Raw genomic sequence first — 13,680 nt, forward strand, 5'->3', positions numbered from 1 at the left:
GGCCGGAGATAGGAGCGCATCGCTCGGAACGCAAAGAAGTAATTGCAGCGCGGGGGTTCAGGCCGCGACGGCGATCCGGGGAGCCAGCATTCCCTTGCCCCCGACCGGCCGGTCGTCGACCGAGAGGGCGAGCAGCCGGCGCTTCTCGAACGGACCGGGCGCGTCCCAGCCGCCAGTGCCCGCGTCGGAAAAGCCCCAGAAGCGGCCATAATATTCCGGGTCGCCGATCATCATCAGCGGTTCGGTGCGCTGCGCCCGCGCGGCGGCGACCACCATGTCCATCAGGGCACGGCCATGGCCGCCTTTCTGATGTGCGGGTTCGACCGCCACCGGGCCGACCATGATTAGCGGGATCTGGCTACCATCCGCCTGGGTCAGCGCCACCGGCCAGCTTTGCAGCGACCCGATGAGCGCGCCCTCGTCATCCACGACGGCAAAGGACAGGCTGGCGAGCCAGGGCATTCCCTCGCGGATGCGATAGGCGGTGCGGCCGTGGCGGTCGGGACCGAAGGCCGCGTCGAGCAGCCACTCGATCGCCGCTTCGGGCTGACTATCCAGGGGAAGAATGTGAGACACGTCTTGCCGATCCGCCATCAATGGCGCATGGGGCAGCGCCGGAGCGGCGGGCTTTAGCGCCCGCTTCGCAAAATGAAAGACTAAATAGGGCCACCCGGACGGCAGGAGCCTGCTGGACCGGGAGCCGCATGTGGCGAGCTATGCAGACTGGATTTGACGATTTTCTGACGCTGGAGGTCAACAATCTGCACGTCGATGTGCTGACCGGCATCTATTCGGAGGAGACGCACCTCCCGCAACCGCTGCGAATTTCCATCCGCGCGCGGTTGCGAATCGCCGACCATTATGGTCCCGAAGCCCCGCTCACCCAGTCCAAAAACTATATGGACCTCAAGCACGCCGCCTCGACCGCGCTGCCCGAAGGCGTGCATTTCACCCTGATCGAGGCGGTGGCGGACCATATCATCGACACTATCTTCCTCCAGGACGACAAGGTCAGCCATGTCGAGGTGAAGATCGTGAAGCTGGCGCTCAGCGAGCGCGGCGAGGAAATCGGCATCACCCTGGGTCGCGGGCGCAAATAGCCTCGGTTCGTTTCGAGCGTGTCTAGAAACGATCGTCGACACGCCCGAACCTTGATCCTACCCCTTCTTGATCAACCCGATCTCGATCAGTCGTTCGGTCAGATAATCATGTGCGCTGATCGGCGCTTCGCGGCGCGGATTGTCCTCGGTCACGCATTGCGGTAGCGCGTCGATCATGAAGTCGGGCCGCAGGTGCAGGAAGAAGGGCATGGAATAACGCGAATGACCGCGCCGTTCCGGCGGCGGATTGACCACCCGATGGCTGGTGGACGGCAGCACATGGTTGGTCAATCGTTGCAGCATGTCGCCCACGTTGATGGCCAGCGCGCCGGGCGGCGGCACGACCGGCAACCAGTTTCCGTCCCGATCCTTCAGTTCCAGACCGCCTTCCTCCGCGCCCAGCAGCAGGGTGATGAGGTTGATATCCTCATGTGCGCCGGCGCGGATGCCGGGCGCCTGAGGTGACACCGGCGGATAGTGGAGCAGACGCAGGATCGAGTTGCCATTCTCGACAGGCCCGTCGAACCAGCGTTCGGGCAAGCCCAGATAAAGCGCGATGGCGGACAGCAGTTCCGCGCCGACGCGGTCGAACTCGCGATAGAGGCTGGCGAACACAGGTTCGAACTCCGGCATTTCTTCGGGCCAGACGTTGGGTGGCATCGTCGCTGCCAGCGGATCGCCTTCTGGCAGGTCGCGGCCGACATGCCAGAATTCCTTGAGGTCATTTTCGCTCGCGCCCTTGGCGATCTCGGTCCCGAACGCGGTATAACCGCGCTGGCCGCCATTGATCTTGGCATTGTAGCGCTGCTTCACCGCCTCGGGCTGGGCGAAGAAGCGCCGAGCCAGCGCCCAGCCATCGTCGACCAGCCTCTGGTCCATGCCATGGTCCTTGACCATGGCGAAGCCGAAGCGTTGGAAGGATTCACCGAAAGCAATGGCGAAATCCGCCTTGGGCATGTCCGCCATGGACAGGACGGGCACCTGTTCCAGCACCGTTTGCGACACGTTCTGTTCTCCAAAGATCGAAAAGGGGCAGAACCGTATATGGGACCGCCCGCGTATGGGCGCATCCTTGATCGCGCCGGGCCGCTGTTGCAAGGAGGCAAAATGAACTACTGGCTGATGAAATCGGAGCCCGACGTGTTTTCCTACGACGACCTGGTCGAAAAGGGGAAGGCCGAATGGGACGGCGTGCGCAACTATGCGGCGCAGGGGCATATGCGGGCGATGCGCAAAGGCGACCTTTCGATCTTCTACCACAGCAACATCGGCGTGGAGGCTGTCGGCATCATGGAGATTGTCGAGGAAGCCGCACCGGACAGCACCGACGACACCGGCAAGTGGATCGCAGTCCATGTCGCCCCGCATCGCAAGCTCGCCAAGCCGGTGACGTTGAAGGCCATGAAGGCCGATTCGGCGCTGGCGGACATGGCAATGCTGCGCCAGCCACGCCTGTCGGTATCTCCCCTGACCAAGGCGCAGTTCGACCATATTCTCGCCATGTCAAAGGCTTGAGAGCGTCGGTGGGACATGGTTGCACATGCTGCAATCGGACCGCCGTTTTTTGCGATTGTCTATTTGCCGCGGCGCAACATATGACGGCCTCAACAGAACGAGAATAAAAACAGAGGTGTTTGATCGGCATTCACAAGGAGTTTACCCATGCGAATGCTGTCCAAGTTCATTGTCGCCGGCGCGCTGAGCGCCATCGCCGCCACCGCCGTCCAGGCGGAAGAAGCCCCCAAGCAGCGCTTCACCCACGAGGGCTACACCTATGTGTACCAGGTGAAGGATACCAAGGGTGGCAAGGTGATTTCCGGCCGTCGCTTCCCCGACGCCGTGGCCTTCAACCTCGCTGTCAAGAACGGCAAGGTTTCAGGCGTGTCGGGCGGCCAGCAGGTCAATTTCAAGGTTGAGGAAGCGCGCGGCGCCGCCTCGAACTAAGGCTTATGGCCAAATAAAAGATAGGGACGGCATCCGACGGGATGCCGTCCCTTTTTTCATGGGCGCTGATGCTGCGGAAGCGGGCGCCGACAAGGGGCGGCGCCCGCTCGACCGATCAGCGGCAGCGGCGCTTGCTGTCGATTTCTTTGCCGAGAAGCGCGCCGCCGGCGGCGCCCAGGATGGTGCCCGTCGCGCGGTCGCCGCGGGTGTCGATCGCGCGGCCCACCAGCGCGCCGCCGACGCCGCCGATAATCAAGCCGGTCGTCCCGTCGGACTTGCGGCAATAGGTGCGGCCGTCCCGGCCACGCCATTCCTTGTAGCGATAATGTTTGCGGGCCTGGGCACCGTCGGTCGGCACCGCCATGGAAACGGGAACGGCCAGCGAAACGGCGGCCAGGGCTAGCAGGGCTTTACGCATTGAGTATCTCCTCCAGATAGCTGATTTGTCGCTTGAACCGCCTTATGTTGATCGAAGTTGCATGAACCTACGACAACGATCCAAGTTTCTGTTTTCAAACACATAAAATTTGAGGTGAAACGATGTGCGCGGAAGATGGGCGTCAGGGACAGGCGTTGATTCAGGCCCTCGGTCTGGCGCCGCATCCCGAAGGCGGTTGGTATCGGGAGACGTGGCGCGCCCCTGCCGCCCCCGGAGAACGGGCGGCAGGCACGGCTATCCTGTTCCTGCTGGAGGCGCATGACCGGTCGCACTGGCACCGGGTCGATGCGGACGAACATTGGTTCTGGCACGCGGGCGCGCCGCTCCGCTTGTCAGTGGCCGCGGATGAGGAGCCGGCGCGCGAAATGCTGTTGGGAGGCGACGTGCTGGCTGGTCAGACCCCGCAGGGCTGGATACCCGCGCATCATTGGCAGGCGGCCGCGCCGCAGGGCGGCTGGACGCTGGTGAGCTGCACGGTGACGCCAGGCTTTGAATTTGCGGGATTTTCTCTCGCGCCGGCGGGTTGGTCGCCTCCCGTGTGAGCGAAGGCTCGAACTTATCCACAGCTTTGCGCAAAAATCGTCACCAAATTGTCCGATTTCGCTTTGAACGACTCGCAGATGGTGAGACCATCTTCATATCGAGATGACGGAAGCGGAGTGATCCGGATCCAGAATTCCTTGAGAAATCAGGAATTTGAAGTCAGATCGATGGTTCGTCGCAGGCCGGCCCGCAAGGATCGAACTGCAAATGGCGGATCGGTCGTAGAAGCCGCTGCCGGGTACGCGCGAAAGTGAACGTCGGGCATCGGATAAATGACCAGCACCGGGAAGGCGGCCCTTGGCCATAACCCGGAGCACAGCCTGCACAACGACCTCGGATCGAGGGATGCGTGCAGGACACGCCGGGCCGATGATCGCATCCTTCACGGACGCGGATCGCTAGACTCGACGGAAGTGGGGACCGGCAGGAATGCCGGCCCCCATTTTGCTTTGGGGATCGGGCATCGCTGCCTGTCATGGTGCCGGCTGAGGGGATCGAACCCCCGACCTTCGGTTTACAAAACCGCTGCACTACCGCTGTGCTAAGCCGGCGCACCCATTCGGGTCGGACGCCCTTACTATCAGATCACGCCGAAGGTCCAGCCCTCTGTTCGCGCAATTTTCGCCGTCAGCGCCGGTGGCGCCCAAAGGTCCGGACGCAGCGCCGCATTTCGCATCCAAGCGGCGGTGACGAGGGCGTCGGCGCCATGGTCGTCGGGCATCGGCCCCATGTGCTGGCCCGATCCCAGAGCCGACAGCGCCGCATTCAACGCGGCCGTGTCGCGCATCTTGGTACGGCCTTTGGGGCGCCCGGCGGCACGAGCCGCGATGCTGGTATAGATTTCGATGACCAGCGATCCGGTCGCGGGCACGGGATCGAAGGGCCAGACCGGCACCTCCCGCCGTACCTTGTGCAGCATCCTCATGCCCGCAAAGCTTGCCTTGGCCACCTGCGCGGCGCCGATCGCATCATAGACGGTCGAAGGCTTGCCCGCGCCACCTGCATTATATTGGGCTTCGCAGGCGCGGTGGTGCATGAAGCCGGCCTTCGCCCCATCCGCCTTGCCGAAATAGAAATGGCGGCGATGGGCAACTTCCAGCAGGCTGGCCGCGCCCAGGTCGGCGTCCTCGCAGATTGCGTCGACATAGGCCCAGAAGGCCGGGCCGTCCTCCGGCGCCGCATCGCCCGGCAGATAGGCGCCGCGCGTGACGAAGGGCGGGGCGAAACTGAAATCGAAACCAAACAGGGTGGATGTCTGGGCCGCCGTCTCCAGCAACCAGTCGGTGGCCGCCTGCCGCGACCAGATGCCGCCCGGCGCGCGGATCAGGCGCGGCACGGCCTGTCCAGTTTCGCACAGGGCGATCGCTATGCCCTTGTGCCGCGCGCCCTTGGCACCCGACCAGTCGATCGCGGCGAAGCGCGCGAAGCGGGGCGTCACGCCGGGCCGCGCTCCGCCCGCAGCCGGTTCCAATAGGCGATGCGTTCGGCGATGCGTGCCTCGAACCCGCGATCGGTGGGGCTGTAATAGATCTGGGGACTCATCTCGTCCGGCCAGTAATTGGCACCGGAAAAGCCGCCCTCCGCATCATGGTCATATTGATAGTTCTTGCCGTAGCCGACCTGCTTCATCAGCTTGGTGGGGGCGTTGACGATGTTCATCGGCGGCATCAGCGATCCGGTGTCCCGCGCGGACTTGAAGGACGCCTTCATCGCCATATAGCCGGCATTCGACTTGGGGGCCGTGGCGCAATAGAGGCAGGCCTGCACGATCGCCAGCTCCCCCTCCGGCGAACCGAGAAACTCATAGGCATCCTTGGCCGCAAGGCACTGGACCAGCGCCTGCGGATCGGCGAGGCCAATATCCTCGGTCGCGAAACGCACCAGCCGCCGCAACACGTAAAGCGGCTCCTCGCCCGCCGTCAGCATCCGCGCCAGATAATAGAGCGCGGCCTGTGGGTCTGATCCGCGCAATGCTTTGTGCAGTGCGGAAATGAGGTTGTAATGCCCCTCCCTATCCTTGTCATAGACCGCAACGCGGCGGTGGAGCAGGGCGGAAAGGCCGGCGGGATCGAGCGGCTGCGGAATGTCGATCGAATAGAGCGTCTCAACCTGGTTGAGGAGGAAGCGGCCGTCCCCATCCGCACTCGCCAGCAACGCTTCGCGCGCTGCGACGTCCAGGTGCAGCGGGCGGCCGGTCAGCGCCTCTGCCCGGTCCAGCAACTGCTCCAGCGCCGCGGCGTCCAGCCGACGCAGGATAAGCACCTGTGCGCGGGACAGCAGCGCCGCGTTGAGTTCGAAGCTCGGATTTTCGGTGGTCGCGCCCACCAGCGTGACGGTCCCGTTCTCGACGAAGGGCAGGAATCCGTCCTGCTGTGCGCGGTTGAACCGATGGATCTCGTCCACGAACAACAGCGTCTTCTCGCCCCGCCGGCCATGCTCCTTGGCGAGGGCAAAGACCTTCTTGAGGTCGGCGACTCCGGAAAAGACCGCCGAGATCGGTTCGAACCGCATCCCCACAGCATCCGCCAGAAGGCGGGAGATCGTCGTCTTGCCGGTGCCAGGCGGCCCCCAGAAGATGATCGAGGAAAGCCGGCCCGCCGCCACCATGCGGCCGATCGCGCCATCGGGACCGGTCAGATGTTCCTGTCCCACCACGTCGCTCAGCGTGCGCGGGCGCAGCCGGTCGGCCAGCGGGGCGATGTCCGCCAAATCGGCGGAGCCAGGGTCATCGGAAGCAAAAAGATCGGCCATCGCGACCGATATAGGGACAGAGAGCCGATCAGGGAACAGGGCTGGAACGCGGTACCATTCCCTGGGCGCGCTGGCGGATGACGCGCAGATAGGTGTCGACCAGGGCCTGGTTGACCTGGTCCCAGCCATTGCGTTCGGCGCGGGCCTGGGCCGCCCTGCCGGCGGCAGTGCGCGCGCTTTCGTCCTGGCAATAATATTGCAACGCGTCGGCGAAATCGCCGATCGCACCGGGCCGGATAAGGCGGCCGGTGATCCCTTCGGTGACCAGGCTTTCGCTGCCCGTGGCGCGTGCGGCGACCGTGGGCAGGCCGCACGCCATCGCCTCCAGCGTCACATTGCCAAAGGTCTCGGTAACCGATGGATTGAACAGCATGTCCATGCTGGCGACGGCGCGGCCCAGGTCCTGCCCCTGCTGGAACCCGGTGAAGACGGCCTGGGGCAGGCGGTTCTGGAACCATTCGCGCGCCGGGCCTTCGCCCACCACCAGCACCTTGTGGGGCACCTGGCGTTCGGTCAGTCGGTCGATCGTGTCGGAAAAGACGTCCAGCCCCTTTTCCATCACCAGTCGGCCGATGAAACCGATTGCCGGCACACCGTCGGCGATGCCCAGCGACCGCCGCCAGGCCAGGTCGCGCCGGGCGGGATGAAAAATGTCCCGATCGATGCCGCGCGTCCAGATGCCCACATCATAGTTCATCCGCTGCTCGCGCAGCAGTTGCGCCATCGATTCGGATGGCGCCACGATGGCGTCGCAGCGGCGGTAGAAGCGGCGGAGCAGCGACTCGATCAGCGGCTCCAGGAAGGCCAGCCCATAATAGCGCGGATAGGTTTCGAACCGGGTATGGACGGACGCGACCGTCGGCAGGCCATGGTCACGCGCCCAACTGAGCGCGCGATGGCCCAGCGGGTCGGGGCTGGCCACATGCACCAGGTTGGGCCGGAAGTTTTTGAGATCGCGGCGCAATGACGCCGACAGTCGATAGGGAACCCGATATTCCTTGCGCCCTGGCACGGCGAATGACGGCGCGCTCACAAGGTCGCCGGCCGGATCGAAGGCAGGTGTGTCCGTCGTTGGTGAATAGACGCGCACGGCCGCGCCCTGCCTCAGCAGATAGCCGACGAAGCGGTTGAGCGCCTGGTTCGCGCCGTCCCGAACATAGTTGTAATTGCCGCTGAACAGGGCGACGCGAAGGCCGGTAGCATCCATCGGCGCGCCTTAGCCCAAGAGAATGAAAAACCCAAGGGAACCACAAAAGCCCCCCGGAATTTTGCCTTCTGCCAGGATGAGAGGCCGGCCGACGCATATGCCCCAGCAGGAGAGGATGCCCAGATGACCGAGACATTCCGTAAGGGAAGGCGGGTCAAGTGGAACTGGGGGCAGGGCGTCGGCCGCGGACGTGTCGCCGAGCGGTTCGACCACCATGTGGAGCGCAGGATCGAGGGGTCGCTCATCCGCCGCAACGGATCGCCGCAGGACCCCGCCTATCTCATCGCCACCGACAGCGGCGCCGAAGTGTTGAAGCTGGGGTCCGAAATCAGCAGCGCCTGACGCCATTCGCTCCAGACCGGCCATCGCGTTAGTGGCGCAGTCATGGCATGGAGAGGCATGAACACGCCCCACATGATCGTCGAGGCCCTTCTGGTCGGCAGGCCTGTCCCCTTTCGCGGCGAGGATTATAGCGCCATTGCCAAGCGGCCGGTCGACGGCCCCGTGCGGATTGGCTGGGACGGGTTGGAGGGCAATGCGGTGGCTGACCGCATCCATCATGGCGGGTGGGACAAGGCAATCCATCTCTATCCGCAGGACCATTATGACTGGTGGCGGCAAGCTCGGCCGGACCATCCGCTGCTAGACGCCCCTGGAGCCTTCGGCGAGAATATCGCCTCGCGCGGGATGACCGAGGAGGATCTGTGTTTGGGTGATCGCTTCTCGCTGGGAAGTGCGATCGTGGAAGTCAGCCATGGACGCCAACCCTGCTGGAAGCTCGACCATCGTTTCGGCGCGCGCGACGTGATGGCGACGATTGTCCGGACCGGGCGTTGCGGCATCTATTTTCGTGTGATCCGCGAAGGCGAGGCGGAGGCAGGAACCCGGATGGCCTTGCTCGACCGGCCTCTACCGCAATGGTCGGTCGCACGGCTGTTTCGCCTGCTCATCGGCGGCGGGCACAAGGCCGATCCCGATGCCGTTCGCGCGCTCGCGGGCATGGATGTGCTGGCGGAAGCCTGGCGGGAGCGGGCGCGCAAGCTCGCGGCCTGACGGCTGGCGAAGCCATGATCGCATCGCTAAGGCTGTGCCCATGAACGAGGATATTCGCAACATCGTCATCCTGACCGGCGCCGGTATTTCCGCCGAAAGCGGCCTTGCCACCTTTCGCGGGCCGGATGGATTGTGGGAAGGACATCGGGTCGAGGATGTCTGCACGCCAGAGGCGCTGGCGCGGGATGTCGGCCTGGTCCATCGATTCTACGACGAGCGGCGGGCGAAGCTCGCCGAGGTGGTGCCCAATGCAGCGCATGAGGCGCTTGCGGCGCTCGACCGGGCGTGGGCCGGCGACCTGCTGATCGTCACGCAGAATGTCGACGACCTGCATGAGCGCGCTGGCGCGCGGCGGTTGCTCCACATGCATGGCGAACTGAAATCGGCCCTCTGCGCCGCCTGCGGCAAGGCCGTCGCCTGGGCCGGCCCGCTCCCGCCTGCGTCCATCTGCGAAGGCTGCGGCCGGGCCGCGCTGCGGCCGGACATCGTGTTCTTCGGTGAAATGCCCTATGAGATGGACCGGATCGATACGGCGCTGCGCGACGCGGATCTGTTCGTGTCGATCGGTACGTCGGGCGCGGTCTATCCGGCCGCCGGCTTCGTCCAGACCGCCCGCCATGTCGGCGCGCGGACACTCGAACTCAATCTCGATCCCTCGGCCGGCAGCTTCTATTTCGAGGAAAGCCGGATGGGGCCGGCCAGCGAACTGGTGCCGGAACTGGTGTGGGAACTGCTGGGCTGATCAGCCGGCGGTCGCATTGGCGGCTTCCGCCGGATATTCGTCGCGATACAGCAACATCACCGACCCGTCCTCGCCGTTCACCACGCGGATCGGCAGGCTCATTTGCAGTGCGGACAGGAACTCCCGGCTGTCGGTCGTGCGGAAACGCCCGCCGATCCGCAGCGCAGATACACGGGTATCGCCGATCAGGATCGGCGCCTTGCGATAGCGGTTGAACTCGCCCGCCGCCTGCTCGATCGTTTCGCCGTCCAGCTCGACCATCCGCTCGCGCCAGGCGGTGCGCTGGTCGATGAGCTTGGTTCCCAGCCGGGTGAGGGCGATGCTGCGCGGCTGGATGACAGCGCCGCTGCCGGCCGCGACCTTCTGCTGGATGCTGTTGCCCGAATGGACGGTGACGGTGCCGTGGGTCACGGTCAGTTCGATCAGCGAAGGCCGCATCCGCACGTTGAAGGCCGTTCCCACCGCGCGGATGACGGCGGCGCGGGCTTCGACGTCGAAGGGGCGTTCGGCGTCGCGGGCCACGTCGAACGATGCCTCACCCTTCAGGATGCGGACCTTGCGCCCATTGGAGGTGAAGCGGACTTCCGCTTCGCTGTCGCTGTTGAGATGCAGCGTGGAGCCGTCCTCCAGCGCGATGTCGCGCATTTCGCCGATGGCGGTGGCATGGCGTTCGACGCCGCTGAAGGTGCGGACCGTCACGATCGCCGCGACGATGAACAGCATGACCGCAACGGCGGCCGCGACCATGATGTTGCGGGAGAGGCGGCGCTGCTGTTCTTCGCTGACGATCGCATGAAGCGGTGGCAGCGTAACATCGGCGGCGGCGCTTTTAAGCCTTTCGGCGGCTTCCCAGGCGGCTTCGGCTCGGGCGAAGGCCACGGCGTGGCGCGGATCGGATTCTATCCATGTGCAGATGTCGGCTTCGTCTTGCGGGGTGGGATCGCTGTTAAGCCTGGCCAGCAGGCGCGCGGCTTCCGCTTCGATCGCGTTCCTGTCCCCGCAGCTTGAACTTGGTCCCGACGCCTGCACGCTCGAAGTCCGTTTCCTCACGTTCTGCCCAGGCCCGCATAACTATTGCGATTGCTTTGGCCAGATGTTTTTCAACTGTAGAAACGGACAGCGACATCTCCTCCGCTATTTCCAGCATCGATTTTTCGTGGATGCGGCGAAGAATGAAGACCCGGCGGCATTGAGGGGGCAGCGACTCGACGATCGCCTCGACCTGGCGCAGCGCTTCGCGGGCATGGAGCTGCGCCTCGATATTATTTTCTCCGCCCAGCAATTCCAGGTCCGCGATCGTCTCGAAGCTGACCACCTTGTTGCGGCGTGCGGTGTCGATCACCAGATTGCGGGCGATGGTGAACAGATAGGCCCGGCCGGTGGTGACATTTTCCCAATTGTCCGTGGCATAGGCGCGGGCCATGACCTCTGCGACCATGTCCTCCAGTTCGTGGGTGGAGGGCAATATCCTACGGAGCCGGCCACGAAGGGCGGCTTCCTGTGGCAGGATCACCGTCTTGAACCATTCCAGCTTGGCGCGAACCCGTTGCACGTTGACCCCCTATTTTGTCAGCCGCGCCTCTCCCGAATTATTTTATTCGTCACAGTTCAATCATGGATGCAGGGGGCTGTCCAGCCATAGGGGCGGCAAATTTTTAGCGATCAACCAAAAAGGCGCAGGGTTGGGTAAATTTATTGTGGATAAGCCGCGCCCCGCTTGCGTTTCGTTGCTCAGTCGGGAGGCGGCAACTCCGTCGGCGCCCGATCCGGCTGGTCATAGTCGGGGCCGACCGGGCTGATTTCGTCGGGTTCTGTCATCGGCGTTTCGACCGGCAGGTCGGGCGCGGGCATTTCGTCGGGCGATTGAGGCTCGATTCTGTCGGGCGGCGGAACGCCGTCCGGGCCGGTGTCTGGGCGGGTGGCCATGGCTGTCACTCCTTTGTCTTCCGAAGACGCTACGCTCGGCCCTCACCACCGGTTCCGCGGCGGGTTCCACTATCCCTTGCCTCTGCGCGCGCTTTTCTCTATGCCGCGCCGACCGGCGACCGATGCGGGCGTGGCGAAACTGGTAGACGCGCCAGATTTAGGTTCTGGTATCGCAAGATGTGGGGGTTCGAGTCCCTTCGCCCGCACCAGAGCGCCGCCTGCGGCCAAGCCACCGAAATTCAGCTGAAGAAAGCGTTTGAGAGAAGAGATGCAGACTGTCGAGACGTTGAACGAGGGCCTGAAGCGCGCCTATACCGTGACCATCACGTCGAAGGATATCGACGCCCGCGTGGAAAAGGAAGTGAAGGCGATCGCACCACAGGTGCGTATGCCCGGCTTCCGCCCCGGCAAGGTGCCCGCGAACCTCGTGAAGAAGATGCACGGGGAATCGCTGCAGCGCGACGCGCTCAACAATTCGATCCAGGAAAGCATCCAGAAGCTAATCGCTGACCAGAAGCTGCGTCCCGCGATGCAGCCCTCGGTCGAGCTGGACGAGAATTTCGAATTCGGCAAGGATGCCGAGGTCAAGGTCGCGCTGGAAGTGCTGCCCGAAATCGCGGCGCCGAGCGTCGAGGGCCTCAAGCTGGAACGCCTGACCGTCGCGGTCGCGGATGAGCAGGTCGCCGAGGCTGCCGGCCGCATCGCCACCCAGCAGGGCGCGCTTGAGGAACAGGCCGACGACCATGAAGCCGCCGAGGGCGACACGCTGGTCATCGACTTCGTCGGCAAGGTCGATGGTGAGGCGTTCGAGGGCGGTTCGGCCCAGGACATCCGCCTCAAGCTCGGCTCGGGTCAGTTCATTCCCGGCTTCGAGGAACAGCTGACCGGCGTGAAGAAGGGTGAGGAAAAGACCATCGACGTCAGCTTCCCCGAAGATTATGGCGCCGCGCATCTGGCCGGCAAGGCCGCGACCTTCGACGTGACCGTCAAGTCGGTGCTGGACGGTGAAAAGCCCAAGCTGGACGACGATTTCGCCAAGTCGCTGGGCCTGGAAAGCCTGGAAAAGCTGAACGAACTGCTCAAGGGCCAGATCGAACAGGAACATAACGGCCTGACCCGGACTCACATGAAGCGCAAGCTGCTCGACCAGCTGGCCGCGTCGCATGATTTCGATGTTCCGCCGAGCATGGTCGAAGCCGAGTTCGAGCAGATCTGGGCGCAGCTCCAGCATGAAGCCGGCCATGAGGAAGATCCCGAAGCGGCCCTCAAGGAAATGGAAGCCGAGAAGGACGACTATCGCGCCATCGCCGTGCGTCGCGTCCGTCTGGGTCTGTTGCTCTCGGAAATCGGCCAGGCCAATGGCGTGACCGTTTCGGATCAGGAAATGAACCGCCTCATCATGCAGGCCGCGCAGCAGTACGGCCCGCAGGACCGCGAGCGCTTCGTGCAATATGTTCGCCAAGACCCGATGGCGGCCGCCCAGTTGCGCGCGCCGCTCTATGAGGACAAGGTCGTCGACTTCCTGTTCGACAAGGCTGAAATCACCGATCGCGCGGTGACCCGCGAGGAACTCGAAGCCGCGATCGAGGCCGAGGATGGCGACCTCAAGCCGCACGTCCATGGTCCGGGCTGTGGTCATGACCATCATGACGAAAAGCCCAAGGCGAAGAAGGCCGCTGCCAAGAAGAAGGCCGACGAGCCTGCCGAGGCCGAAGCCGCTCCCGCAGCCGAGGAGGCGCCCGCCAAGAAGCCGGCCGCCAAGAAGGCCGCCAAGAAGGACGAAGCCGTCGCTGAGGAGGCTGCCGCCGAGGAGAAGCCCAAGAAGAAGGCTGCTCCCAAGAAGGCTGCCGCCAAGGCCGAATAAGCTTGCCCGATCAGGCATGACGAGCGCCCGGCTTCCAGCAGGAAGCGCGGGCGCTTTTCATTGCGCGGGCGGCATGGCAGATGAAATATTAATCATGATGCTCCATGGCGA

17 protein-coding genes and 2 tRNA genes are annotated in these 13,680 nt (G+C 64.1%); 9 read left to right on the forward strand and 10 right to left on the reverse strand.

The features are described from left to right. Positions 1–57: 57 nt before the first annotated feature. Positions 58–594 (reverse strand): GNAT family N-acetyltransferase, encoded by a 537-nt coding sequence (locus tag A7Q26_RS09095; RefSeq protein WP_198162890.1) that lies wholly within the window; start codon positions 592–594, stop codon positions 58–60. A gap of 122 nt (positions 595–716) precedes the next feature. Here A7Q26_RS09095 and A7Q26_RS09100 point away from each other — a divergent pair, with 122 nt between their 5' ends. Then, complete coding sequence (locus tag A7Q26_RS09100) at positions 717–1,100, forward strand: dihydroneopterin aldolase (RefSeq protein ID WP_066859082.1); 384 nt, start codon at positions 717–719, stop codon at positions 1,098–1,100. 57 nt (positions 1,101–1,157) lie between these two features. Here A7Q26_RS09100 and A7Q26_RS09105 read toward each other — a convergent pair whose 3' ends face one another. Beyond that, a complete protein-coding gene (locus A7Q26_RS09105; RefSeq protein WP_066859083.1) occupies positions 1,158–2,105 on the reverse strand; it encodes an isopenicillin N synthase family dioxygenase in 948 nt (315 codons plus the stop codon). A 102-nt stretch (positions 2,106–2,207) separates the two neighbouring features. On the opposite strand from A7Q26_RS09105, the gene A7Q26_RS09110 reads away from it, so the two are divergent. Both A7Q26_RS09110 and A7Q26_RS09115 read left to right on the forward strand, forming a co-directional pair. Next, entirely contained in the window at positions 2,208–2,615 is a 408-nt protein-coding gene (locus tag A7Q26_RS09110) for an EVE domain-containing protein (protein WP_066859463.1), read from the forward strand. Positions 2,616–2,768: 153 nt separating this feature from the next. Then, positions 2,769–3,044 carry a hypothetical protein gene (locus A7Q26_RS09115; RefSeq protein ID WP_066859084.1) on the forward strand — a complete coding sequence of 92 codons (276 nt, stop codon included), beginning with the start codon at positions 2,769–2,771 and terminating at the stop codon, positions 3,042–3,044. A gap of 115 nt (positions 3,045–3,159) precedes the next feature. Here the strand turns inward: A7Q26_RS09115 and A7Q26_RS09120 are convergent, their stop codons facing one another. Further along, positions 3,160–3,462, reverse strand: a complete 303-nt coding sequence (locus A7Q26_RS09120; RefSeq protein WP_066859085.1) for a glycine zipper 2TM domain-containing protein — start codon at positions 3,460–3,462, stop codon at positions 3,160–3,162. A 122-nt stretch (positions 3,463–3,584) separates the two neighbouring features. On the opposite strand from A7Q26_RS09120, the gene A7Q26_RS09125 reads away from it, so the two are divergent. Continuing rightward, entirely contained in the window at positions 3,585–4,025 is a 441-nt protein-coding gene (locus A7Q26_RS09125; RefSeq protein ID WP_066859086.1) for a cupin domain-containing protein, read from the forward strand. A 477-nt stretch (positions 4,026–4,502) separates the two neighbouring features. Here the strand turns inward: A7Q26_RS09125 and A7Q26_RS09130 are convergent. From A7Q26_RS09130 to A7Q26_RS09145, 4 genes are all read right to left on the reverse strand, one after another. Further along, positions 4,503–4,577, reverse strand: a tRNA-Thr gene (locus A7Q26_RS09130). 29 nt (positions 4,578–4,606) lie between these two features. Beyond that, positions 4,607–5,464, reverse strand: coding sequence for a hypothetical protein (locus tag A7Q26_RS09135; protein WP_066859464.1), 858 nt, complete (start codon positions 5,462–5,464; stop codon positions 4,607–4,609). After that, the gene (locus A7Q26_RS09140; RefSeq protein ID WP_066859087.1) at positions 5,461–6,777 is read right to left on the reverse strand and encodes a replication-associated recombination protein A; all 1,317 of its coding nucleotides are present in this window, start codon (positions 6,775–6,777) and stop codon (positions 5,461–5,463) included. The genes A7Q26_RS09135 and A7Q26_RS09140 overlap by 4 nt, the downstream gene beginning before the upstream one ends. A 28-nt stretch (positions 6,778–6,805) precedes the next feature. Next, entirely contained in the window at positions 6,806–7,984 is a 1,179-nt protein-coding gene (locus A7Q26_RS09145; protein ID WP_066859088.1) for a glycosyltransferase family 4 protein, read from the reverse strand. 123 nt (positions 7,985–8,107) lie between these two features. On the opposite strand from A7Q26_RS09145, the gene A7Q26_RS09150 reads away from it, so the two are divergent. From A7Q26_RS09150 to A7Q26_RS09160, 3 genes are read left to right on the forward strand one after another with little or no spacing between them, the layout of a single operon-like run. Then, complete coding sequence (locus A7Q26_RS09150; protein ID WP_066859089.1) at positions 8,108–8,326, forward strand: DUF2945 domain-containing protein; 219 nt, start codon at positions 8,108–8,110, stop codon at positions 8,324–8,326. A 57-nt stretch (positions 8,327–8,383) separates the two neighbouring features. After that, positions 8,384–9,037 (forward strand): MOSC domain-containing protein, encoded by a 654-nt coding sequence (locus tag A7Q26_RS09155; RefSeq protein ID WP_066859090.1) that lies wholly within the window; start codon positions 8,384–8,386, stop codon positions 9,035–9,037. A gap of 40 nt (positions 9,038–9,077) precedes the next feature. Next, a complete protein-coding gene (locus tag A7Q26_RS09160) occupies positions 9,078–9,779 on the forward strand; it encodes an NAD-dependent deacylase (RefSeq protein ID WP_066859091.1) in 702 nt (233 codons plus the stop codon). Here A7Q26_RS09160 and A7Q26_RS09165 read toward each other — a convergent pair whose 3' ends face one another. From A7Q26_RS09165 to A7Q26_RS09175, 3 genes are all read right to left on the reverse strand, one after another. Beyond that, positions 9,780–10,808, reverse strand: a complete 1,029-nt coding sequence (locus A7Q26_RS09165) for a FecR family protein (protein ID WP_066859092.1) — start codon at positions 10,806–10,808, stop codon at positions 9,780–9,782. It abuts the gene before it with no gap. After that, positions 10,726–11,331: an RNA polymerase sigma factor gene (locus A7Q26_RS09170; protein ID WP_066859093.1), complete on the reverse strand. Its 606-nt coding sequence runs from the start codon at positions 11,329–11,331 to the stop codon at positions 10,726–10,728. The genes A7Q26_RS09165 and A7Q26_RS09170 overlap by 83 nt, the downstream gene beginning before the upstream one ends. Positions 11,332–11,510: 179 nt before the next feature. Then, positions 11,511–11,705, reverse strand: coding sequence for a hypothetical protein (locus A7Q26_RS09175; RefSeq protein WP_066859094.1), 195 nt, complete (start codon positions 11,703–11,705; stop codon positions 11,511–11,513). Between the two features lie 124 nt (positions 11,706–11,829). On the opposite strand from A7Q26_RS09175, the gene A7Q26_RS09180 reads away from it, so the two are divergent. Together A7Q26_RS09180 and tig are read left to right on the forward strand one after the other, a co-directional pair. Next, positions 11,830–11,914: transfer RNA gene (locus tag A7Q26_RS09180), tRNA-Leu, on the forward strand. Positions 11,915–11,973: 59 nt separating this feature from the next. After that, a complete protein-coding gene (tig, locus tag A7Q26_RS09185) occupies positions 11,974–13,569 on the forward strand; it encodes a trigger factor (RefSeq protein WP_066859095.1) in 1,596 nt (531 codons plus the stop codon). The last annotated feature ends 111 nt before the right edge of the window (positions 13,570–13,680 follow it).

Origin of the sequence: Sphingobium sp. TCM1, from assembly GCF_001650725.1 — a bacterium.
GTDB lineage: Bacteria > Pseudomonadota > Alphaproteobacteria > Sphingomonadales > Sphingomonadaceae > Sphingobium.